Raw genomic sequence first — 23791 nt, 5'->3', positions numbered from 1 at the left:
TCCACGAACGCGTCCAGCAGGCAGACGTGAATCAACCGTAAGGAGGGCCCTGGGAGCGCGCTGGTTTTCGCTAGAGCCAGGGCATAACGTGGTCGGCACTCCCTAGCATGGTCTACGGCAATGCGTGGACTCCCGACCGCAATCCAGATGCTCTGGCCTTTGATCCAACCCGGAAAAAGGCTTTCGATCCTGCTGTACCACCAGGTATTGCCGGAGCCCGACCCGCTCAAGCCGGATGACCCGGATATCGCCACCTTCGACTGGCAGATGGATCTGCTCGCCCGACATTCCAGCGTGCTGCCGCTTTCCGAAGCGCTGGAACGGCTCAAAGCCGGAACCCTGCCACCGCGGGCCACCGCCATCACCTTTGACGACGGCTATGCCGATAACCGGCTGCATGCGCTTCCGGTGCTGCAGCGCCACGGGCTGCCGGCCACCTTCTTCATAGCAGCGGGCTATCTGAACGGCGGACGGATGTTCAACGACACGCTGATCGAGGCGATCCGGCGGGCGCCAGACGGCGAGCTGGACCTCGCCAAGCAAGGGCTCGGAGTGCACAACCTGACGGACGCAGACAGCCGGAAAAACGCAATCCGAACCATTATTCGGGAGATCAAGTGGCTCCCGCGATCCGAGCGGGAAGAGACGGTGCACACCGTCGCCGAACAGATCGGAGCCGATCTACCGGGCGACCTGATGATGACCGATGAACAGGTGCGCGAACTGGCAAACGCCGGCATGACCATCGGCGGGCATACGTTGTCGCATCCCATCCTGGCCCAGGAAGACGAAGCCACCGCAGCCCGGGAGATCAACGAAGGCCGTCAACGGCTTCAGGCAATCACGGGACAACCCGTAGACCTGTTCGCCTACCCGAACGGCAGGCCCCACCAGGATTACACAGCCCGCGACGTCGCACTGGTGCGCAATGCCGGTTTCCGTGCAGCCGTTTCGACCTCCATGGGTAGCGGCGACACTCACTCCGACCGGTTCCAGCTCCCCCGCTTTACGCCCTGGTCACGCAACCCGGCCAAATTTCTCGCGCAGTTGGTGCGAAACACCCGCCATCCGGTTACCGTAGCCTGACACCCTCCGAGTGCGATCCCGGTCGCCGGCACGCCCATGCGCGATATCGTCTTCGCCCTCCTGATCTTCGGCTCGCTGCCCTTCATCCTCTGGCGGCCATGGGTCGGTATCGCCATGTGGTACTGGGTAGGGCTGATGAACCCCCATCGCCTCGCCTGGGGGTTCATCCAGACAATGCCGGTCGCCATGGCGGTCGGGATTGCTACCCTGGTGGCGCTCGTACTGAACAAGGACCGGCGCGCGCTCCCGTTCACGCGGGAAAGCGTGTTGATGATTCTCCTGTTCGGGCACATCACCGCGATCTCTTTGTTCTTCGCCTGGCAGCCCGAGGTCGCCCTTCAGCGCTGGGACACCGTGATGAAGATCATGTTGTTCACGCTGATCGCGCCCATGCTGGTCTTTGGCAAAGTGCGAACCATGGCCGTGCTCGCGGTGATCACGCTTTCCATCGCCTATTTCGGCTTCAAAGGTGGGCCTTACACGCTCGCGAGCGGCTTCGGCGGAATGGTACTCGGACCACCAGGATCATTCATCCGTGGCAATACGGATATCGGTCTGGCACTCGTCATGACCCTCCCGCTGGTGCTGGTGCTCGCACGCCAGGTGTACCAGGGGCGCTTCGAGCTGCCCTTTCACTTTCCGCTTTATGAACGCTTCCACAAGCTGATCGGGCTGGGGCTGTACCTGGGCTTCTGGTTCCACCTGATCTCGATCATCGGCACGCACTCCCGCGGCGCGTGGGTCGCTCTGGCCATCACCTTCCCGCTCATCTTCCTGAAGATGCGTTACAAGGGAACCATGATCGCGACCGGCCTCCTGGCGATTGTTGTGGTCGGCGTTACGGTCCCCGACAAAATCGAGCATCAGATCGACACCCTGATCAACTACGAAGAAGATGCGTCCGCGGGCGGGCGCTTCGATGCGTGGAACGTCTCATGGAATGTGGCGATAGATTACCCCCTCACCGGCTCCGGCATGAGCATCCAGCGTCTGCCCCCCGAGATCTGGCTCAGCTACCTGGATCGCGAGAACCCGGTCGTTAGTGGGCCAATCGCCGTACATAGCATCTACTTCCAGATGCTCGGCGAGCACGGTTTCATTGGGCTCGCTCTGTTCCTGATGCTGCTCGGTTTCAGCCTGCTGACGCTTTTCCGCCTGAGCCGAGAAGGGCGGCAGCGGGACGAGACTATGTGGATTGCCGAATGGGCGTGGGCACTTGCGATCGGGCTGATCGGTTACATGATTGCCGGGGCCTTCTTGAGCCTGGCCTATTTCGATCTCTACCTGGCCTTTATCGCCATGGCGATTGTGCTGCGCCGCGAACTTCTGGAAGCGGTTCCAATCGCCGCCCCTGTGCAGCAAGCCCGCGCGCCACGGACGGTGGAGCCGAAAGCGGAGACCCCGAAGTCCACCGCCACCCCGTCCGAGACGGGCGGGACGATCATGGATCCTGGCCGGTTACGCTAAGGAGCTTCTGGACGTGCCAAGCAACCCTCCTGATCCCTTCTGGCCGGTCCTGACGGACAGCCCCCTTGTGTCAGTGATCGTACCGGCGTGCAACTGCGCGGACTTCCTGGAAGAGACCCTGCGGAGCATCGTCGATCAGGACTATCCCGATCTGGAGATTCTCGTCATCGACGATGGCTCCATCGACGATACGGCCGCCGTGGCGCACGGTTTTCAGGGTCCGGTGCAATTACTGCAAACCGCGCAGCCCTCGAGCGGCGCAGGAGCCAGCCGCAACGTGGGCCTGCGGGCGGCACGCGGGGACCTGATAGCCTTTCTGGATGGGGACGATGTCTGGCTGCCCGGCAAGCTGCAGGCCCAGATCGAGTGCCTGCGGGAACATCCCGAATGCGCCATGGTGGCCAGCGAGTTCACGCTCTGGAGCCCGGACGAGAACGGCATGTGGCGCACCCCGCGCGCCTTTGCCCGCGAAACCGGAGGGCAAGACCCGCAGGCATTGGACCCGGAGCGCTCCGGCTGGATCTACCACCGCCTGCTGCTGGACACCATCGTCTGGACTGGAGCCGTGGTGATGCGCCGCGAACTGGTGGACACGATCGGCGAATTCCGCGAGGACCTGCGCCTGGCCCAGGACTACGACTACTGGCTGCGCGCCTCGCGGCTGACACCCATCCTGACCCTGACACGTAGCTACGCGCTGTACCGACGCCACCCGCAAAGCGCCACCAAGCGCTGGGCCTCCACGAATTACGCGCTGAGCGTGCTCGACTCCGCCGTACGCCAGTGGGGAGTTTCCGGTCCAGACGGTCAAGAAATCACCCCGGCGGAACTACGTCGGCGCCGCTTTGGGCTGCACTTTTCCATGGGTTACCAACTCTTCTGGAATGGCGCCCGGGCAGCCGCGGCACCCTCCTTCTGGGCTGCGTGGCGGCACCGTCCCACCTACTGGCGCACGACACCTTACGCGCTTCTGACCGGAGCGCTCTGGCTGGTTTCGCGGCTTCGTCCCGAAACATCGGGAAAACCCTGATGATTCGTCAGGGCCCCAACGACCGGCTTGCCTCGGCCAGAGGCGTCTTCGCGCCGCCATGGTCGATCGCGTCCGATAGTGACTGTGCGGCCTTCGACCAGGAGCGCTGACCCAGAAACTTCTCGTAGTTCTCGCTAGGCGTGCTGAGCGCTGTTTGAACCGCTTCGCCCAGGTTCGAAAAGTCCCAAGCAACGGTTGCCCCGATCTCCTCCTGCCGCACGATAGCCCCGACCCCCCCGCTGTCAAAGGCTAACACCGGGATCCTCGCTCTGGCCGCGTTGAGCAACGTAAAAGCGAATGACCAATCCCCCATGGCGCGCCAGATCAGATCCACATCGTCGGCCCATTCCGACTCATCGAGGTCGATGTAGCGTTTCACCAAAAGCACAGAAGGGGTCTTTTCACACCAATTGATGAAGGAGCGGTAATTCTTTCCTCTGGACCACTCGCCCTTCCTGAGAAACCGAGTGACTACTGCTATACGCGGGCTCCAGCCCAGCTGTCGCAAACGCTCTTCCAGCACCGGTAACAGGTCAAAATGCAGGTACTTGGGGCCGGATACGCCAGCGCACAGGATGTTCAGCTGATGCTTGCAGGCTGGATCCCGACTAAAAAAGTTTCGAACTTGATCCTCGAGCTCAGGCTTATTGAAACGGCGGCGCTTCGGCAAAAGCCCCATAGACATGGGAAAAACTTTGTGCCGGTGGCGTCCGAAAACCGCCGGCGCTGCAGCCATCAATGCCGGATCGGTGATCGCGATCGCCTCGGCCTGGCGGGCGTATAGCCATCGACGCAACGAACTGATCAAGGGCCAGTAGCTCTCCGTCTCTCGATCCAGATTGTGACAAAGCCAATAGACGCGTATACCCCGGACGCGGGCGACAAGGAGTGTCAGCACATCGCCAAAGGGCTTGCCGATGGAGACGAACCAAGAGGGATTGTCATTGAGATACCGAATCACGATCACGTCTCCCCGAGAAACAACCCGCCTCGCGAGCAAATGTTTCCAGGCCGTAAACGGATAGGCGCCCCAAGCCTCGGCATCTCGACCATGCTGGCGAAGTGCTTCGACGAACTGCCGCGCCTTGGGATCGTCGCCAACAAATACGATTCGCGTCATAGGGCCATCCCGTTTCGCATCATGTGACGACAATCTGTCACTCATTGCGCAACGCCGCCTTCCGGGTGGCAGCCCTGGACGAAATCATCGAACAGTGCCTGTTCGACTCGCACACTCTGATCGCACCAAACTGGATCGGCGTCGGCGCTTTCCTGCCACCAGAAGCCGGGACATCGATTCACGGCCCAAGTGGCATACGTCAGGGTCAGTTCAAGAATCAGTGGTTTCCCATTTTTCCTAATAAAGTCGAAAGCCACCGTTTGGGCCTGAAGTCGCCGGCTGATGTCGAAAGCCATCCTCACAAGCTCCGCATCGATCCTGGCAGGGTCCCAATCGACCTGTCCACTACCGCTTGCCCGGAAATCATCAGGGCGATTGAGGCGCCTGAAACCGAACGCCCGATTGCCAACGACGGCAATCCGCGTGTCAAAATCGTTATTCGGAACAAACTCCTGGGCCAAAAAGTATCCCCGATGCAGCTCGCGCTCATCAGAGGGGGCATCAACGTTACGCCCGCGAAGGGCGCCAATCGCCCGCCTTCCACGGCGAAGAGCTTCGTTGATCCCTCCCGAAGGGGGCAGGTCCACCCAGTACAACCCTTCGCCGAACAACCGATCCACCAAGCGCTCCGCCTGCTGCAGGTTTTCCACGAGCCGGACAGCCCCGGAGCGAATCCCCGATGCAAGCTTGAGGACGAACGGATAGTTGGCGCGCCGGACGAAGTCGAGCGCCCGGTCGCGGTCGTGAAAAAGCCAGGTGAGGGGATGAGGCAGATCCATCGCCTCGAACATTTGGGCCTGCAGAGCCTTGTCCTCCAGATGCCAGCGCGTATTCCACGAAGGGAATACCGGAAGGTTCAGACCAAACTCCACTGCATGCAGCAACGCCGCTGCGCGGGAACGCTCCTTCAATGACGGCATACATCGCCACATGAACGCATCGCATTCACGAATCCGCTCCAGCACATCAGGGCCCCAAACGTCCACCCGGACAGTTTCGACACCCTTTTGGTCGGCATAACGCTCCCATTGCTCGGAATACGACTGCCGCTCGCCACTTGGGTGCATCACGGCATCCGGCTGTATAGCAATTTTCACGTAATCCTCCGTTGATAGCCGGCAGAAATGCTCTAGGATCTAGCCTATACAAAACACGAAGAAAGTGCGGGCTTCGCGTTTCCTCGCTATACGCATCGCGTCAGCACCTACCCGCTCACCCAGTGAGAATCCAGAAAAGCCCATGAGCGCCACCAACAGCGACGAGCCAATTGACATTTTCTGGACCGGCGGGTGGGACTCGACCTTCCGCGTGATGGAACTGCTGCACCTCACGGACCGGCCTATCCAGCCGCACTACGTAATTGACCCGCGTCGACGCTCGTCTGGTATGGAAATCCTGACCATGAAGCGGATCAGCCGGGCTTTGATCGAAGAGGGCTTCGCAGAAACGGGGCGAATAGAGCCCCTTATGACGCATCAACGCGAGGCCATCCCGCATGACGAGACCATTGACGACGCTTTTCAGGAGATCATGCGAAGCCACAGGGTCGGTAACCAGTATCGCTGGCTAGCGATGCTCGTGAAGGCCGAAGGCCTTGATGGAATCGAAATCGGAATCGTCCAGGGGGATCGTATCGCCGCTGTCCTGGAAGACCACCTCATTGAATCGAACATCGACGGCTGCCCCACCATGACAGTGGAACGCGATGCAGGGGATGTCTCGGTCCTCTTCGCACACTACTCGCTTCCGCTAGCACGACGCGGTCCGCTGGAACTCCGAAAACAAGCGAAGGAACTGGGCTGGAAGGGCCCTCTCGCCAAGACCTGCTTCTGCCATACGCCCCTCTCGGGGGTGCATCCGTGCGGGACCTGCCGACCGTGCGTTTTGATGCTCGAACGCAAGGGTGAAGCCAAACGAGTGGGATGGCGCGGCAAGCTGCGCTATTGGTTGATTGAACGCCCCATCCGCCTGCTACCCAAGGCCGTTAGCTGGCGGATTCGGCAATCTCAGGAGGCTCGGGCCGCGGCGAGAAGCCAGAAAGAAGCCTGAACCTATTCCGCCACCTCACCGAACTTGCACTCCCGGCGTCCGCTTACCGACTCAAGCCGAGGAACCCGAGGATCCAATGTCGATTGCGCGGTCGAAGGGGTAGATCGATCAGGTCACCCATCGCGGCCAGGGGTTTGCCCTGCCGCGTCTTGTAGTAGGCCATTAGTGCGTGGTAGCGCGCCTCGCGCCAGCTACGCTGACGCCAGGAAAGCCGAACGGCACGGCCATCCTTCAACAGATCGCAGCGGCGGTGAAACTCCACCAAAGCCTGCGCTCGGCGCTCCGGACCGGGTGGCGCAGGGCGATGGTCCTCGGCAATCCAGACCGGCTCCATGTTCCACCCGCGCAGCCGTGGCTCCTTCGCTTCGTGGTCCACATCCACCGACAGTATCCACCCGTAGCGCGCTTCGGGATAACCACTTTGATAGGGGTTTCCGTGCACGTTGAACACAAAGTTCCCCAACGAATACGCGATCAATCCTCCACCGTACTCCTCGACGCCCTGCACCACATGCGGATGATGCTGGATGACCAGGTGGGCGCCATGGTCGATCAACTGCCGGCTCAGTCGTACCCGATAAGGCGCAGGTGCTTCGCTGAACTCCAGATCCGCGTGCAACTGCACCACGACAAGATCCGCCGCCTCGGAGGCGGCCTTGGTACGTTGCAGAAAGCTGGACAATGGCTGTGCCGGGGCGATACCTGCTTTGCTTTCGGTCGCATAATCCTCGGAAAAATCCGCACCGGAAAGGAATGCGATGGTTACCCCATTACGTTTTACAAACTTGGTAGCAATCGCCTCCTTGAGGTTCCTCCCCGCCCCCACCCAACAAAGGCCCTGCTGATCCATAACCTGGGTCGATACCTCCAGACCATGGAGGCCCCCATCCATGATGTGGTTGTTGGCCAGATTAACGACATCAAATCCAGCATCTACCAAGGTGCCGCACATGGCTGGATCAGCCCGAAGGACCTTGGCGTGTTTCCAGTGCCCCTGCTCGTTTGTCAGGTCATGGGTGAAAAAGCATTCCAGGTTAGCGCTTAGCACATCCGGATCACCCAAGAGGGATTGCACTCGATCGAACGGGCTCAAAGAGACAGTCCCCGGAGTTGCCGTCCGATCCGGAATCAGGCGAACGTCGCCAACAAAACTCAGCTTCAATGCGATACCTCGCTATTCCAAGTAACGCTCAGCAGACGGAGGGCCGCGCGCATCAAGCAATCGTGGTGGCCAGCTGCATTACAGTAAGCGGATCATACAGTGCGGGCTCAGCGACTCGACAGCAGGGGCGTTATTAGGCCTCACCCCCGGAGGAGCAGCGGTGCAGGAACCCACGGCCACAAGGGCCATATTGGTGGCGCATGCCGAAGCAGAGCGCCAACCACGCCGTGTCGTGTTCTGGACCGGCGGCTGGGACTCCACTTTCCGTGTACTCGACCTGGTGCTGCACCACGGGGAGTCGATCGCGCCCGTTTACGTGCGCGACGAGACTCGACAGTCACTTGAGCAGGAAACCCAGGTAATGGATCGGCTCCGCCAGCTAATCAATCACCGCGCGGGCAGTGGGCATCTGGGCGAGTTGCAAGTGCTAAGCGCCCAAACCACGGAATCCGACCCCGAACTTCGGCAGAAGTACGCCGAACTGGTGCGCACGCGAGGCATTGGCGAACAGTACATCTGGCTGGCCGAACTGGTCCGCCAACACGACCTGCAGGGTATCGAGGTCTGCGTGCAATACAACGAGGACTTCTTCTTCCTGGACCCGGACCTGACGCAAGGCCGGCGCGAGTACCGGCTAAAGCCGGTGCACCCAGCGTTGGATGAAGCCACCCCGGAAAGCCTGTTTAACCTGTTCAGCTTTCCAACCCTGCATATTGGCAAGGCCGAAATGCGCGAATACGCAAAGGAGCATGGGTTCCTGGATCTCCTGGAGCAGACCTGGTTCTGCCATATGCCCACGCGCTCCGGCCAACCCTGCGGATTCTGCGTGCCATGCCGGATGGTCGTTTCCAAGGGTGTCGGCGATCGCTTACCGTGGCGAGCCCGGTTCAACGGCGGCGTTGTCAGCGCCCTGGAGCATTTGCCACGAGGCTACCGCTTCAAGCGCTGGTGCAAACGCAAACTGCGCGGCTACTGAGCGACCAGGGGAGACGAAGGGCGTTGAAGGATCTCGGCGACAAGGTGGCCAGTGGCGCCGCTTGGATGATGGGGCTGCGCACCTTTCAGCGCTTCATGGGGCTGATCAGCACCGTCATCCTAGCGCGCATCTTGGTACCAGAGGACTTTGGCCTGGTGGCAATGGCCTTTGCGCTCTACGCGCTGGTCGAAATGATTGGTGCGTTCGGGCTGGACCTTGCGCTGATCCGGGACCAGAAAGCCGAGCGCCACCACTACGACACCGCCTGGACCATCAAACTGATCTACCAGTCGCTGGGGGCCTTGGCACTGATCCTGGCCGCACCCCATGCAGCCGCCTTCTTCGACGATGGGCGGGTGGAAGCAATCGTCTATGCCTTCGCGGCGATCTCGTTCCTGCACGGCTTCGAAAACATCGGCATTGTGGCCTTCCGCAAGGAGTTGACCTTCCGCAAGGAATTCCTGTTCGGCTTTGGCAAGAAGGCCTCGGCCGTCGTGGTCACGATTGCCATGGCCTTCTACTTGCAAAGTTACTGGGCCCTGGTCCTCGGCTCCCTGACATCGGCGATTGTCGGCCTGTCACTCAGCTACGGCATGCACCCGTTCCGCCCCCGGCTGAGTCTCTCCGGGTGGCGTGACCTGATTGGCTTCTCTGCCTGGATCACCTTCAACAATGCGGCGATGTACGGGCAAGGCCGGGGCCCGGACTGGATCGTCGGCCGCCTGGAGGGCGCCGCCGGTCTGGGGGCCTATCGCGTCGCAAGCGACATCGCAAAACTGCCCAGTTCCGAACTCTATGCTCCCATCATGCGCGCCGTGTTCCCGGGCTTTGCCAAGGTCTCTCACGATCTGCCGCGGCTACGCCGCGGATACCTGCTGGCGCAGGGCATGGTCACCCTGCTCACCGTACCCGCCGCCCTCGGCATGGTCGGTGTTGCGGCACCTTTGATTTGGCTGCTACTGGGCGAAAACTGGCTTGTCACCATCCCGCTGATCCAGGTGCTCGCCATCCTGGGCGCCACGCGCATCCTGCACGGCAACCGCTTCTCGCTGTTCATGGCACTCAACAAGCCCTATTGGGTCGGTATTTTCGTCCTGGCCGACGTCCTGATCACCCTGCCCCTGATGGGCTATCTGCTGTGGGCGGGCTACGGGCTGGAGGTGGCAGTTTGGTCGAAAGTAATCGCCTCAACCCTGCTCCTGCCTTTCGGTGTCATGCTGGTCTCGCACTTCCTGCAAATGCAGAGCAAAGACTTCTTCGCAGTCGTGTGGCGCCCGGTGGCTGCGTCATTGGCTATGCTTGGCGTGCTACTCGGCACATCCAATGCTCTACCCGAACTCACCAGCAGCGCGGCTGGGGCTATCCATCTTCTCGCCCTAGTTCCTGTGGGAGTCGCTACCTACGCGATCGGGCTCGTCGCGCTCTGGTTCGCGACCGGCTGCCCACCGGGCGCTGAAGCTCGCGCCCTGGAGATGGCAAATGAACGGGGTTTATTGCGGTCACGGTGGGCTTTTCCGCTTCGATTCCTGCTGACGAAAACCTCCGCGCCTCGATCCAGCCAAACGGCCGAAAAAAAGGACTCACCATGATACGAATTGCGGTACACCCTGATCACCACACTGTTATGGGGAACTTGCACCAGTCCTTTTCCGACCACTGGATGGAAGTCGGAAACCGGATGGGGATCCGCGTTGAGCCGGTGAATGCATACGAACACGATTTTTTTAAAACGATAAAACAGTACGATGCCTTTCTTTGGCGATACGCTGGACGCGATGAAAAAGAGTGGGCTTCGCGCTTGCTCCCTTCTGTGTCTCAGGGACTTGGCATACCTGTTTTCCCCTCAACTGAAACAATCTGGCACTCCGGCGACAAAATCAGCGGCCAAATGCTTCTCAAGACTGCCGGCGTCCCAACCCCTATAGACTGGTGGTTCTTTCAGTATTCAGATGCCCGTAAATTCTGCGAAGAAGCCGAGTTTCCGGTAGTTTTCAAATTACGGTCAGGCGCCGGCAAGAGCGAAAATGTAACCCTCATCAGGGACAAGGCCACCTGCAAGAAGTTTGTTGACATAATGTTCACTTGCGGGATGGAGTCAATCTGGGAAGTCTCGGGATCAAAAATCAAGACCAAGACTAGGTCACTCGTGAATTCTTTCAAGGAAACGATGGGCCGATCGCGGAGCAGACAGATACAGAAAGGTTACGCTTATTTCCAAGAGTTTCTGCCTGGAAACTCGGGCGATGTTCGGCTACAGATCATCGGGTCCAAGGTCTTTGCCTTCCGGCGCCAGAATCGAACCAATGACTTTCGGGCCAGCGGGTCTGGGAATATAGATTATGAACCAGAAGAAATCGGGGCGGATCTCGCCACGTTTGGCTGGAGGGCTTCGAGAGCCATTGGAATGCCGTTTTGCTCACTGGACGTAATATTCGATGGTGGAGAACCAAAAGTCATCGAGATCAACTACAGCTATGTAGCCGAAGCGGTTAGAAGATGTCCAGGGTACTGGGACTTCAGCTGTGATGGGGAATGGGTTGCCGAAAACATTGGTCCCGAAGCATACACGCTCGAAGAGTTTATCCGTCTCAACTTCCCACGCGTGTGGGATCAACTCGTCACGGCTCACAACCACTGCAATGGGTCCTGAGGACACGGATGGGCCGATTGATCGAGAATATTGAACATTTTGCGCCGCCACACGGGCTAGCGGCATGCTTAGTTTCGTAGCCATTCTAGGCAAGAATGCGGCTAGTCAGTCGCGACCTTTCGCCGAAAACGATCCTCGCCCCTTGCAGCAAATCTGGGCTGAAGGGTTCGCGTTTCACATTCTCGGTCACCATCGAAGCCTGACGGCACGGCGATTGGAAGAAAGCATACTGATCCAAGAGCAACACCTGCCCGGAAACGAAGCAGTTCCCCCTGAGCAACGCGACGGTGCCTGGCTTCAGATTCACTGGGGTCCGGAAGGGCTGGAGGTGGTGACGGATCGGATCGGGACCATTCCGGTTCATTGGGCGACTCAGGACGGACGAACCTGGCTCGCCTCCCGCCTGACCGATCTGGCAGCCCTGATGCCCCGCACACCGGGGCCGGACCGGATCGGAGCCCTGTCCACCATCTTCCTGGACAATCCCTGGGGCAGCCGGACCCTGTTGGAGGGGGTTTCACTCCTCCCTCCTGCCAGTCGTTGCCATTTCACGAATCCGGGCGCGGCGCCGCGCTGTACCCGCTATTGGTCGCCTCCACCCGTGTCCACAGCGCCCGCCGGGCCCATCGAACCCTGGCTGGACGAGGCAGCCGAGCGACTTGCATCTGCACACCAGGCTGGCGCGGCGGGCCTGGAGGCCTCCTCGGTGGCGATGCCCGTCACGGCCGGGCTGGATTCGCGCTGCAACCTTGCCCTGCACCCGGAGCTAAGCCAGCAGGCCCGCATGTTTCATTGCCACGACCTTGGCAATGTCGAGTGGCCCTACGCCCAGAAGATCGGCCGTTACCTTGGCCGCCCGATCGAGCGGTTCGACTCCGCTGATGACATGCGGCATGCGGCGAGCTTCGACCCGGCACTGGGCCCAGGCGATTTCAACATCGCCCACTGGCGGCTGGTCGGTACCGCACGGCGGCTGGCTGAAACGGGTTCCACGGCAACAATCGACGGCTTCCTGCAGGACCTGCTGTTCAAGGCGACCTTCCTGCGCGATCACTCGCGGGAGGCCCAGGTCGAGGGGCAACTGGCGCGCATGCGCTACAACGCGGCGGCGCTCGGATTTGCCGCCAACAGCGAAGAGGTCCGACTGCTGACCGACTACATCCACGCGGCCTACCCGGAGGCCGGTTCGGGGCTGGATGCCAGCCAGCGGCATTATCTGGAGAACCGCAGCCGCCGGCTCGTGTACAACATTGTGCGCCTGAATCAGAACTATCTGGATGTGCGCACCCCGGCTCTCGACCATGCATTGATGGACTTTGCCCTGAACCTGCCCTGGGAGCTGCGCCGGGGCTCCTGGCTTTATCGCCGCATCATCCACCGGCTGGACCCGAACCTGGCCGCCATCCCGTATGACAAGACCGGGCTGCCCCTGCTGGATCCCAGGCCGCGTTCCCGTGGCAAGGCACTCGCTCGCCAGTTGCGGCCCCTGCTTGACCGCGCCTGGCCGGGCCGCCCGTTCCTGCAACCCGCCGAAGGCAACTTTGCCCGTATTGCCCGCCGCGACCCGACTTTCCGCCAGCAGGCGGCCGAACTCCTGGCCGGGTCGGAATGGCTTCCCGAGGCCTTGCACCTGAAAGACCCGTCATCCGCGCTCAAACCGGGCCGCGAGATGGGGCAGGCACATATGGATTGCCTTGGTGGGCTGCTCACCGTGGCGACACTCGAACGTTCCGTTGACCGGTCACACCCTCTCCCGGAGGATTGAATGCCCAACCATCCGATTCACAAGACGCGCCTCCTGGGAAGCGGTTTCAAGACTTGGGAAATCGAGCTGTATCGCCTGCTGGATCGGCCGTCTGCCGAGTGTGCGAATTTCATGTCCCATCGGCAAAGCCACCAGCAATTCCGCCCCTCAGTCAACAGGGGCGGTCAAAAGCACGCGCTGGAGGACAAGTGGCTGATGCACCACATCACCTCGGGACTGGGCATCCCCAGTCCGGTAACGCTGGGACTCTACCACCCCGCATTGGGCCAGTACCCGGATGGTACCGCGCTGCAGCGGTGGGCCGATTTCGAGCCCCTGTTTTCGAACACTCCCCGGGTCAACTGGATCATCAAGCCCAGAGGCGGCCGACAGGGCGAAGCAGTACACCATTTTTGTGGTGACCACAGTGAGCTTCACGCGCTTTTGAGTTCGCTGCCGGATACCGATCGCCAGTACTACGATTCCGCTTATCACGGCTACCTGATCCAGCAATGCCTGGAGCAACATGCCGAGATAGCAGCCATCAACCCGACGTGCATCAACAGCCTGCGAGTTGTCACCTTCTGCGAGCGTTCGGGGGAGGTCCACGTCGATTGCGCAATCATGCGCCTTGGGCGCGGGCACAGTGCCGCGGACAACTGGGACAAGGGCGGCCTGTCCGTCGGCATCGATCTGGACACGGGGCAACTGATTCGAGGTGTCACGAAGCCCAAGTTTGGCGGCGACTGGTTCGACTCCCACCCGGATTCCGGCGAACCTTTGACCGGCAGGCCCGTTCCCTTCTTCGACGAGGCAAGGAGGCTTTGTACGCGGGCGGCCAAGGCATTCTCGGGCACGCCCTCCATCGGCTGGGATATCGCGCTGACGCCAAACGGCCCCGTGCTCATGGAGGGCAACGCACAGTGGGATCTCCCCATGGTCCAGGTCCATTCCACCGGCTACCTGACCGACGACAAGCGACGCCAGCTCAAGGAGTTCGGGGTGGAGCTTCAAGCCGATCTCCTGCCCGCAACTTCTTCCTCGCTCCACCTGGCCGCACAAACCGCCAGACGCTCTCGGGCAGGCCGCTGGTGGGTACGTCGCACACGCTCCAGCTGAGCACAATGTTCACGGACAAGGGGGCAGCCGGCGCTGCCTGGAGAAGGGTCCCACGAGCCCATGCACATTTCGGTTGAAACGGAGAGGCACCATGGGGTTACGGATTAGACGAAGAATAAGACGTTCGGCAGACTTCTTTCGACACCGCCGATACGCCGAAGAAGAGTACAAGAACATCATCACAAACGCGCAAGGCACGGCCGTGAGCGACAAAACCAAAAAGACAATCCAATCCTACGCAAGAGAGTGGCTAGGAGACGTAAGGTACGCGCCGTGGTTATACGTGTATACCGCATATCGAGGCGAATTCGTCGAAGGATGGCTCCCGAAGGATCTTATTTACAAAGACGGGATCATTAACGATATGTCATTCCAACGAATCTCTGAACGGAAAACGTTAACGCGGCGCATACTTGAGACCGACGTTACGGAAGATGTAGCGTATTGCGTTAATGGTCGGTGGTATGACCTAAACTATAGAGAGGTCTCAGAAGAAAAAATCGAAGACTTTTTATTTAAGCGACATAATTTCGTGGTGGCCAAGCGTGACGGATCCAGTCAAGGGCGGGGCATCTTCGTTTTAGACATGCCGGAATTCAAATCCTCAAGACTCCCAGAACTAGGGGATTTTGTCATTCAGAGATGGGTCGAACAGCACCCTTTTTTCGATCAGTTTTCACCTGATAGCGTCGCGACGATTCGTTTGATAACTGCTTGCTCGAGGGTCAGCGCACCGAGTGTTAGGGCGTCCATTTTGCGTATTGGTAGAGAGGGAGAGAAAAGTACGCTTGCAACGTCGTTAATTAAGGTTGCGATAAGAGATAAAGAGGGATCTCTGGACGAAAGCGGATTCACGAAAAATTGGGTGCGCTTCAGGCGGCATCCGGACACAGGTGCGCCATTCAAATCTGGAGCAGTTCCCGGATATAAAAAAGCCGTTTCACTTTGTGAGGAGCTACATCAAAGGTTGCCGCAAATACCGATAATCGGATGGGACATCGCTATCAACCGTCGAGAAGAGCCGCGGTTATTAGAGTGGAACGCCTCCACGCCGGGGATAGTCTTTGCCGAAGCGGCGTTGGGTCCTTGTTTCAAGGATCTGTGGTTTGGAGGGGTAGGCGTTGGCCAGTGATTTTGGAAGGCCGTACACTTCGAGCCGGGGAACTAAAAACGTGAAGAAGGACCAAGTGGGCCAAAGGTGTGATTCTGTATTGATTCTGGGAGCTACGGCACGCGTCATAATCCCAATTGCTGAAAATCTGGCGAGACGTAGTATCTATGTGGTCGCAGCATCGCTGATGCCGGGCACGCCGGAGATCTCCTCACGATCAGTGGTTGGGTTTCGTTACCTTCGTCCGCCAGCCCTCTCGCCCGAGCTTTTTCGCGAGGACTTGCAGCGCGTCATTGACGATTTCGGGGTGGACACGATTATCCCGACGGGGGACGAGGTGCTGTCAGCACTGTCGCTACACGAGGAGGAGTGGCGCTCCAAAGTGCACCTTCTCTGCCCACCGGCGGAGACGTTCCGCAAGGTGCTGGACAAGGGCAAGACGCTGGAAGCCGCGCAAGCGGCAGGTGTGCCGATCCCGCAGACGTGCGTGCTGACGAATCAGGATGGTCTGGGCGCGACGCTGGAGGGTTTCCGTTTTCCGGCTATCGTGAAACCCGCGGACAAGGGCCGGGAGACGACACTGCGGCTGCGCTACCTGGAGGATCGGGATGCGCTCGACAAGCTGATGGCCTCGCACTTTCGCTCCGGGGATGCCTGGATGCTGCAGGAGTTTGTGCCGGGGCACGGGGTTGGCATTGAGGTGCTAATGCATGACGACGAGCCGGTTGCGACGTTCCAGCATCGGCGCCTGAAGGAGTATCCCGTTGCAGGTGGTGTCGCGGCCCGCTGCCTGGGCGAGACGCCCGATCCGGAACTCCTGGACCACTCGCTGCGGTTGCTGCGCGCCTTGGGGTGGGAGGGCGTGGCGATGGTGGAGTTTCGCCAGGATCCCGACACCGGGCGCACGGCGCTGATGGAGATCAACGGGCGCTACTGGGGCTCCATCGCGCTGCCCTTGCAGTGCGGGGTTGAGTTTCCGTGGTACGAGTGGCAACTGGCACATGGGGAGACACCCGAGCCAAAGCGTTATGCGCCAGGTCGGCGCATGCGCTGGCTCGCGGGGGACGTGCTGCGGCTTCCGGAGGCGGCGGCCGCCGCAGTGGGCCGCGAGTACCCGGCTCGGCGGGCCGCGGCGGATTTCGGGACATTCGTCTGGGATTTCGTGTCGCCCCGCACCCGCGATGCCTTGTGGAGCTGGCGCGATCCACTACCCGCACTGGAGGATCTCGGCCGCGCCATCCGGCAGGTGAGCGCGCAGATCTGGAACAAGGTCGCGCGGCGCGTATTGCCGTGGCGCTGGTACGCCGCACTACGCCCGATCATGCGACTCGGCGCCGTGGGCGTGGTTCGCTATGCCGCGCTGGGACTACGCAGCAAGCCCCAGGCACCCGACGCAGAGACGATTCGAGCGGCACGCTCGGTGGTGTTTGTCTGCCATGGCAACATCATCCGCAGCGCGTTTGCAGCCGCCTGGCTGGAGCGGATCGTTGCGGAACGCGGAAACGCTTCCGGGATCACGATTCGGTCTGCCGGGCTGTGCGCCGAAGACGGCAATCCCGCGCATCCGGATGCGCGTGCTGCCGCGGAGCGATTGGGCATTTCCCTGGAGGCGCATCGGGCGCAACGGCTGGACCACGAGATCGTCCAGCAAGCTGATCTCATCTTCATCATGGACCGGCTGCACCGAGTGCGCATGCAACAACAGTTCCCCGAAGCGGCCAGACGCACGTACCTGTTGGGCACCCTGCACCCGGATGGCCGGTTCGCCCGCGACGGCCAGCAGATCCGCGACCCCTACGGTGAAGGCATGGAAGCTGTGACCAAATGCCTGGAGGGGCTGCGCCCCTGTGTGGAGGCATTGGCCGGGATCGGCGCAGCAAAATCCGGAGGTGCGCAATGAGCCTTCAGCAGGACGTACTGGACATGCTCGAGGCCGAGTTGGAACTGGGCGGACGCACGCGAGGGTTCGATGCGGACACTCGGTTGATGGGGGATGTGCCGGAACTGGATTCCATGGCCGTGGCCTACGTGGTCGCCGCAATGGAGGACCGCTTTGACATCCGCATCGAGCACGATGAGGTCTGCGCGGAGCTTTTTGCCACGGTGGGTTCGCTGGTGGCGTTCGTAGAGGCCAAACAGGCCGAGAACCGCTGAACGAGGTCAAGGGCAGTTTTCACCACGAAACACACGAAGGCGCGAAGAAGGGCCAGATCAAGGGCCATTTACAGGGACGCGGGAAGGCAGGGAGGAGAACGGGATTAAAAGGACTGACTTGGAGCTGTCATTGCGAGCGGAGCGCGGCAATCTGCCGGGCCAGCGCTCGGGCAATCCCTTGCTGATCGCCGCATCGCTTTGCGACTCGCGATGACTGGCCTTGGGCGTGTGGTGGCTCGGCGCGGCGTCCGAAATCGCCTTGGTTCGGACGGTTACATTGAATGCCTCGGCGCCTTCACGACCTTCCTGTAGATAGCTTCTGACCTTGACCTGGCTTTTCTTCGTGCCTTCGTGTGCTTCGTGGTGAATCTACAGCCCTTCAGGTTGATTCGTTTCGGGGCAGGAAAGCGTCCGAGGCCGGCACCGGGACCTGCCGGACATGGCGCGCGACGCGCGCGCGCAACAAGCGGCGAAGCGGGGTGCCGTCGTTGTCGCCCGGCCCCAGGATCAGCGCGTGTTCGACCAACTCCCGGGCGGAGTCCGGCAGCCCCTCGTACCCTTCGCGGTAGATGATGTCCTTGATGGCCCGGTTTTCCATCCGGCCCTGGGCCTGGCGGTGCATGCGCCGCCAGTGGGTGAGCAGGTCGCGTGGCGACCAGGGACAGAGACGCTCGCCCTGCCAGGCGGCCTGCGGCACGGCAATGATGTGCTGCTTGTCCCAACGGTTGGCGCGCGGATCGAGGTCGTGGCAGATCCACGACCCGATCAGACCGTCACCCCGGTACAGCCCCCAAGGCTGGAACAGCCCGCGCGCCACCAGGCGCTCGACAAACTCGCCGCGCAGGGCGTGCAGTCCGCCCAGGACCCCACCGTGGTGGGTAACGAACTCGCGCATTTGTACCGCACCGCGATGTTCGCCCGCTGGCATGCCTGTGGCCGCCGTTTGCTCGGCTAGTGCGGCTTCGCAGCGCTCGCGAAGTACCTCCAGGCCCGCGACGTCGGGAACCACGTAACCATCCACAAAAAGGTGCCAGCGGGCATCGGGCCGCAGGCCGTGGATGTACTGGTTCCAGGCGTTGGCCTTGTCCCCCAGCGTGATCTCCACCACCCGGGCGGGATACGGCCAGTGAGCAAGCGCCTCGCGCGCGGCCCCGGCCGTTCCCGTTGCCGGCCCGTTCACCACGACCGTTAGTTTCGGCGACTGCCAACCACTGGTCGCGTGGCGCAGGGCTGACAGACAATCCTGAATGCGCGCCCCCTCGCGGCTGGCGAACACGCAGATGGACCAATCCACTGCACGTTCGCGGGAGCGCGCTTGTGCCAGGCGTTCCAGCAGACTGCGGTAGGGGGTCTGTTCCATCGGTCTTGGCGGTATCCATTCGGGAAGGGCGCCAGATTAGCAGGATTGCGGGACCAATCCGGCGGCTCGCATCACGCCGGCCGGCCGCCCCACCCGGCCAGAGGAAACGGGAGGACCGTTCATGCCGAACCATGCAATACGCAGAAGCCCCCGCTATCCAGGGCAACACGGATTAGTGTACACACTCGCGTTGGTACCCCAGGCTTTCCGAGGGAAGGTGCGCGACGCAGCGGGTAGTGGTTCTACTCGCAAGTGGCAAAACGCAGGATCGGGGAACCTGGGGCACCAAGCCCCACAAGCCATTGAAAGACGGGGCTCGGCCGCCCGTTGTTATCAAAAACGGGCGCGCGCACGGCGTTGCGGCTTCCTTGTGCAGGATGACTGCACGGCGGTCGCCGCGCCTTGTTCGCACGCAAAAACGACTCGAGCGGGAGTGCGTACACTAATCCGTGTTGCCCTAGCGCTCGTCGCCATGTGCCTGCCCGTGATCGCCGGGGCTGAATCGCGCCTGGTTTCGGATGCGACACAACTGGAACGAGCCCTTTCTCAGGCCAGTGCGGGCGACGTGATTGAACTGCGCCCGGGCGACTACCAGCTGGAGCGTCGGATCAACCTGCGGGAGCCCGGCACCAAGGCCGAGCCGATCGTCCTGCGCGCGAGCATCCCCGGGACGACGGTGATTCATTCCCGCCACAGCACCGCGATCAAACTGTTTGCGCCCCACTGGGAGATCCACGATCTGGACTTTCGCGGGGATGGCGGCGGCAACCACGCCCTGCACATCGTGCGCGAAGCCGATCATGTCCTGGTCGAGGGCAACCGCTTTCGTAACTTTCACGCGGCGATCAAGGCCAACGGCGAGGGCGACCCAAGGCGTTTCCCGGACCATGTGCAGATCCGCCGCAACGTGTTCGTAAACGATGCCATCCACACCACACGATGGCCGGTTGTCGCCATTGATATCGTCGGCGGACAAGGCTGGCGAATCGAGGAAAACTTTATCGCCGACATTGCGCAGGGCACGCCAGGCCGGCATGGCTCGCCGGGGTTTGTGAAGGGCGGCGCGGCGAACGCCGTATTCGACCGCAACCTGGTCATCTGCGAGTGGCGCCACACGGGCCAGCGCCGTATTGGGCTGTCGCTGGGTGGGGGTGGAACTAGCCCCGGTGTTCTGGACCGGCGCGAGATCGGGGATTGCGAGACCTGTACGGAAAGTGTGAACAGCCAGATGACCAACAACATCATCCTCAACTGTCCGCAGGAACCGGGGCTTTACCTGAATCGCGCCGAGGGAGCACTGGTCGCCAACAATACGGTGTTCAACGCCTACGGCATCCAGGGTCGTTTCCCGGAAACGCAGGCGACGGTGGTGGACAATCTGATCACCGGCACCGTATGGGCGCGCGACGACGCCGAGCTCGAGACCGAAGGCAACATCTCCACTGGCTGGTTTGACACCGCCGCGTACGTGCCAGGGCTGCGCGACGAACTGATCCGGCGGATCGGCTATTACCAGGAACGCTATCCCAGCTGGATTCCCGAGCGCATCGCGCGCTGGACCCAATCGGCCATCGAAGGCACGGCCGACTGGGCACACGACAGCCTCCTGGGACAACGCCATGCACCCATGGAGCGCTGGCTCCTGGCGCCCGGGCTAGGCGACCTGCGACTGGACGACCCGGATGCCCGTCCGCTGGCTTCGGGCTCGGAACCACCCCGAGTCGAGCACGACTTCTGCGGGCAACCTCGCCAGGGCCGCGCCGACGTGGGCGCCATCCAGTACTCCTCCGGCACCTGCCACCTGCCCACCGAGCTCGAACGCCGCCACGGCCGCCTGTTCAGCGACCTGTAGACCTGCGCAGGGCTTTGTTACCACAGAGGGCACGGAGAACACGGAGAGGTCCTGGTGCTCAACGACTGAGGCGAAAGCTTTGCGGGGTGGCGAATATGGGCCGTTCGTCCGCGCGCGCCCCCGAGAAGCAGCCGATTTGTGAGCGGAGACCCGAAGCCGACAACTCGGCTGTTTCCTCGTCAGGATTCTTTACGGATCGTTCCGCATTCCCCCAAAGGGACGTGAAGCACTCCGCCTCATGACGGGCGTGAAAGAAGTTGGCCCGCCGCTTGCATACCCCCTCCTGGAAAGCTCAAGAACAGGGAATTAAGTGATGCGAACCAAGGAATTTCGTGCAGTACTGGCGGCGACCGGAATCACGATTGCGCTCAGCGCGGCTATGGCCGCTCCGGCCTTTTCGGCCCCACTGATCGACCGGGGCCTGCCGGACCAGAACCTAAATTCCGATGCCGGCTCCGACCGCAGCAACGTCGCCTGGGGATTCGAAGGCGATTTCTTTTCGGGCGATACCTTTTCCCTTGGAAGCAATGCGAGTGGGGCATGGGAAGTCCAGGGGCTGCGAACCTGGGCCGTCGGTGGCCGTCCCGTGGTTGGAGAGCTGGGCAACATCTTCTCCAACGTCTCGCTTTTCCTCGGCGAAGCTGGAGCCGAGACCATCCCCACTGTCGCTTCCGGGAATATTATCGGCAACGACACGGACAATGCTGACATTCAGATCACTCCCGTCACCTACGCTGATGGCAGCCACTATGAAGGCAGCAGCGGGACATTGAGCCAGATATGGCAGATCGACTTTTTGAACCTCGGAACTTTTTCATCCGGTGACTACGTCTTTGGCATCACCGGTGCAGGGGACAGTGCAATCTGGTTCAACCACGCATCGAACGCCGATTTGAGTGGCACACCGCAGGACGGCGCCAACAACGAATACAACTGGTTTGCTGGTACGTCCACGGATCTTCAGGCAAACGTTGGCGGGGTCATCGACTCGGACGGCGCTGGCTGGGACAAGAGCAGCGACGTCAACGTGCAGGTTTTTGCGACCGAGGCAACCGAAGTGCCTCTCCCCGGGTCGCTGCCATTGCTGGGACTTGGTCTGGCGGGCCTGCTCTTCCTGAGCCGTCGTCGCACTCGTCAACTCTAGCTCGAGCATGAAAGACAGGCCGGGCGCGGGCTTACACTCGTGTCCGGCTTCATTGGACAGCATGCCATTCTGGGTCAGACCTCTTTCGTGGCGGACTTCGTACCGGAGTACCTCACCATCAATCGGTGACGGCACCGGTCGTTTCCAGTTCGACAATCCAACTGTGGCTGCAGCCACTTGATGGCCACGGTATCGGATCAATTTTTTCCCGCCTCTGGACGCGCCCCAGCGTGGACATGTCGGAGCCGCCATCTTCGGCACGATCCACGCTCTCCAAACGGCGGGCGGCGGCTGGGTTCAACCAACGTGCACCCTCCGCGATCGTGGACGGCTGAAGGCTGAGTTGGTAACGCAGGACGGCTTTGGCGTCGTCAATCTCCAGTCGCGCCACCCACCGATAACCCGCGAGGGTCGGCGGACGTACGCCTTGCTGACGGCCGAGATGGCCGCCGAGGAGGCGCCAGTCCAGGGTGGCTCGTAGACGATCCCAGAATGTGCGTTCCGGGGCGCGGGTCAGGCGAACCGGGCTTCCAGAACCTGTAAGCACAACCCCCGAATCGACGGCCTCCACCGTGACGGCGTCAAGCCGCGTCATGCCGAACAGCACCTCGTCCGCCTCCACGATGGGTGTCCCACCCGCATGCTCCGGATGTTTCTTGAGGGATTCCGCACTGATCCGCGGCGGTGGCGCCACGACCGGGCGGCCGTCTACCTCCACATGGAATGGGCACATGGCAGCCTGACGCAGATCCACCATCGAGCGGCCAAATCCCTGGACCGCCTGGCCGCGCGTCGAGATCTGCGCGTCCACGCGCTCGCCCCGAAACCGCAGCAGACCGGCCTCGCGGTCTTCGTGGATGCCCTGCTCCGGGTTCCATGCAGGCGTCCAGTCCGGCAGCGAGGTTCCTGTGAGCCAGGGGTGGCCGTTTATGGTTGCGGATAGTAGACCGGCGAACCAGGCGTTGTAGACGCTCAGGAACATGTAGCCATCCCACCCGGCCGATTCACCGCAGCCGCCCCCAGGCGTCAGCCACAGGAGGCCATCGTCGCGACGCTGGCGCTCAAGACGCTGGCGAATGTTGCGGGCGACGCGGAGCACCTCCTGCGCCGCATCCGGCCGCAACGCATCAGGGCGCTGCAGCAGTCCATGCAAGACCGTGAGCAGGCAGGCATCACCAAACAGGGCATGATTGCTGCGCCCGAAACCGCCGCAGTAGCCGGCATCGGTCAGGAACAGGCGCAGCCAGTCGAGGCCGCGTATCAAGGCCCGCTCCAGTTCAGGGTCGGGGTCGCGGCCCAGTGCAAGGTGCAGACACAGCAGATATTTCAGATGGTAGGCAACCGGTGTCGCGATCCCACGCTCCGCATTCGGCCGCCGCGGGAAGTCGATGAAACCACCCTCGCGGGTCGTCCAGCGCCGCACCTGTGCCCGCAAGCGACGTCGCTCCCATGCCAGTCGTCGCGGGCTTTCTGCCTCGCGTACGCGCAGCGCCTGCGCCAGCAGACTCCAGTTATTGGACGGGTAGATGCGCGCCAGCGGACACAGCGAACGCATCGCTCGCACCGATCGGAGATCCACATCCGGGGATTCTTGCCGGCCCAGCGTCTCGGCCAACAGTCCTATTCCAAGCCGATTGAATGGCTCATGACCTCTAGCGCGCGCCGGCATCCGCGCCCATTGCTCAAGGGGCTTTCGCCATTGGGTCCCGCTTGATGTCGCCAGCATCGCAAGTGCCGAGAACACCGGGGCGTAATGGTCGTATGGCG

At 61.5% G+C, this 23791-nt stretch carries 19 protein-coding genes; 14 read left to right on the top strand and 5 right to left on the bottom strand.

The genetic code is table 11. The features are described from left to right. Window positions 1-120: 120 nt before the first annotated feature. The 3 genes from F462_RS06775 to F462_RS06765 all read left to right on the top strand — a co-directional run bounded on the left by F462_RS06775 (window position 121) and on the right by F462_RS06765 (window position 3583). Entirely contained in the window at window positions 121-1086 is a 966-nt protein-coding gene (locus F462_RS06775; RefSeq protein WP_038052675.1) for a polysaccharide deacetylase family protein, read from the top strand. A gap of 36 nt (window positions 1087-1122) precedes the next feature. Continuing rightward, window positions 1123-2553: a putative O-glycosylation ligase, exosortase A system-associated gene (locus tag F462_RS06770; protein WP_038052671.1), complete on the top strand. Its 1431-nt coding sequence runs from the start codon at window positions 1123-1125 to the stop codon at window positions 2551-2553. Between the two features lie 67 nt (window positions 2554-2620). Next, entirely contained in the window at window positions 2621-3583 is a 963-nt protein-coding gene (locus F462_RS06765; protein WP_244270861.1) for a glycosyltransferase family 2 protein, read from the top strand. A 7-nt stretch (window positions 3584-3590) separates the two neighbouring features. On the opposite strand, the gene F462_RS06760 is transcribed toward F462_RS06765, so the two are convergent. Together F462_RS06760 and F462_RS06755 are read right to left on the bottom strand one after the other, a co-directional pair. Continuing rightward, the gene (locus tag F462_RS06760) at window positions 3591-4703 is read right to left on the bottom strand and encodes a glycosyltransferase (protein ID WP_038052666.1); all 1113 of its coding nucleotides are present in this window, start codon (window positions 4701-4703) and stop codon (window positions 3591-3593) included. 41 nt (window positions 4704-4744) lie between these two features. Then, on the bottom strand, window positions 4745-5800 hold the full coding sequence (locus F462_RS06755; protein WP_156100401.1) for an ATP-grasp domain-containing protein: 1056 nt from the start codon (window positions 5798-5800) through the stop codon (window positions 4745-4747). 142 nt (window positions 5801-5942) lie between these two features. Here F462_RS06755 and F462_RS06750 point away from each other — a divergent pair, with 142 nt between their 5' ends. Beyond that, a complete protein-coding gene (locus tag F462_RS06750) occupies window positions 5943-6752 on the top strand; it encodes a CBS domain-containing protein (protein ID WP_038052662.1) in 810 nt (269 codons plus the stop codon). 43 nt (window positions 6753-6795) lie between these two features. Here F462_RS06750 and F462_RS06745 read toward each other — a convergent pair whose 3' ends face one another. Next, the gene (locus F462_RS06745; protein ID WP_244270860.1) at window positions 6796-7914 is read right to left on the bottom strand and encodes a CapA family protein; all 1119 of its coding nucleotides are present in this window, start codon (window positions 7912-7914) and stop codon (window positions 6796-6798) included. 160 nt (window positions 7915-8074) lie between these two features. On the opposite strand from F462_RS06745, the gene F462_RS06740 reads away from it, so the two are divergent. From F462_RS06740 to F462_RS06710, 8 genes are all read left to right on the top strand, one after another. Next, the gene (locus F462_RS06740; protein WP_244270859.1) at window positions 8075-8890 is read left to right on the top strand and encodes a hypothetical protein; all 816 of its coding nucleotides are present in this window, start codon (window positions 8075-8077) and stop codon (window positions 8888-8890) included. 23 nt (window positions 8891-8913) lie between these two features. Continuing rightward, window positions 8914-10479, top strand: a complete 1566-nt coding sequence (locus tag F462_RS06735; RefSeq protein WP_244270858.1) for a lipopolysaccharide biosynthesis protein — start codon at window positions 8914-8916, stop codon at window positions 10477-10479. Then, window positions 10476-11540: an ATP-grasp domain-containing protein gene (locus tag F462_RS06730; protein WP_156100400.1), complete on the top strand. Its 1065-nt coding sequence runs from the start codon at window positions 10476-10478 to the stop codon at window positions 11538-11540. Before F462_RS06735 ends, F462_RS06730 begins: the two co-directional genes overlap by 4 nt. Window positions 11541-11754: 214 nt before the next feature. Continuing rightward, complete coding sequence (locus F462_RS06725; RefSeq protein ID WP_244270857.1) at window positions 11755-13305, top strand: asparagine synthetase B family protein; 1551 nt, start codon at window positions 11755-11757, stop codon at window positions 13303-13305. Beyond that, entirely contained in the window at window positions 13306-14403 is a 1098-nt protein-coding gene (locus tag F462_RS06720; RefSeq protein ID WP_051918115.1) for a sugar-transfer associated ATP-grasp domain-containing protein, read from the top strand. A 202-nt stretch (window positions 14404-14605) separates the two neighbouring features. Then, window positions 14606-15535: a sugar-transfer associated ATP-grasp domain-containing protein gene (locus tag F462_RS13310; RefSeq protein ID WP_167549484.1), complete on the top strand. Its 930-nt coding sequence runs from the start codon at window positions 14606-14608 to the stop codon at window positions 15533-15535. Window positions 15536-15821: 286 nt separating this feature from the next. Beyond that, window positions 15822-17414: an arsenate reductase/protein-tyrosine-phosphatase family protein gene (locus F462_RS06715; protein WP_244270856.1), complete on the top strand. Its 1593-nt coding sequence runs from the start codon at window positions 15822-15824 to the stop codon at window positions 17412-17414. Then, window positions 17411-17668, top strand: a complete 258-nt coding sequence (locus F462_RS06710) for an acyl carrier protein (RefSeq protein WP_018141263.1) — start codon at window positions 17411-17413, stop codon at window positions 17666-17668. The genes F462_RS06715 and F462_RS06710 overlap by 4 nt, the downstream gene beginning before the upstream one ends. 379 nt (window positions 17669-18047) lie before the next feature. Here the strand turns inward: F462_RS06710 and F462_RS06705 are convergent, their stop codons facing one another. Then, window positions 18048-19028 (bottom strand): hypothetical protein, encoded by a 981-nt coding sequence (locus tag F462_RS06705; protein ID WP_038052658.1) that lies wholly within the window; start codon window positions 19026-19028, stop codon window positions 18048-18050. Window positions 19029-19461: 433 nt separating this feature from the next. Here F462_RS06705 and F462_RS06700 point away from each other — a divergent pair, with 433 nt between their 5' ends. Further along, window positions 19462-20880 carry a chondroitinase-B domain-containing protein gene (locus F462_RS06700; protein ID WP_244270855.1) on the top strand — a complete coding sequence of 473 codons (1419 nt, stop codon included), beginning with the start codon at window positions 19462-19464 and terminating at the stop codon, window positions 20878-20880. 313 nt (window positions 20881-21193) lie between these two features. Then, complete coding sequence (locus F462_RS06695) at window positions 21194-22024, top strand: PEP-CTERM sorting domain-containing protein (protein WP_038052652.1); 831 nt, start codon at window positions 21194-21196, stop codon at window positions 22022-22024. A 118-nt stretch (window positions 22025-22142) separates the two neighbouring features. Here F462_RS06695 and F462_RS06690 read toward each other — a convergent pair whose 3' ends face one another. Beyond that, on the bottom strand, window positions 22143-23639 hold the full coding sequence (locus F462_RS06690) for a hypothetical protein (protein WP_244270854.1): 1497 nt from the start codon (window positions 23637-23639) through the stop codon (window positions 22143-22145). Window positions 23640-23791: the final 152 nt, after the last annotated feature.

Origin of the sequence: Thioalkalivibrio sp. ALJ1, from assembly GCF_000745395.1 — a bacterium.
Lineage (GTDB): Bacteria > Pseudomonadota > Gammaproteobacteria > Ectothiorhodospirales > Ectothiorhodospiraceae > Thioalkalivibrio.
Note: the sequence above shows the minus strand (reverse complement) of the source record. Positions and strands in the feature narration are given on the sequence as shown.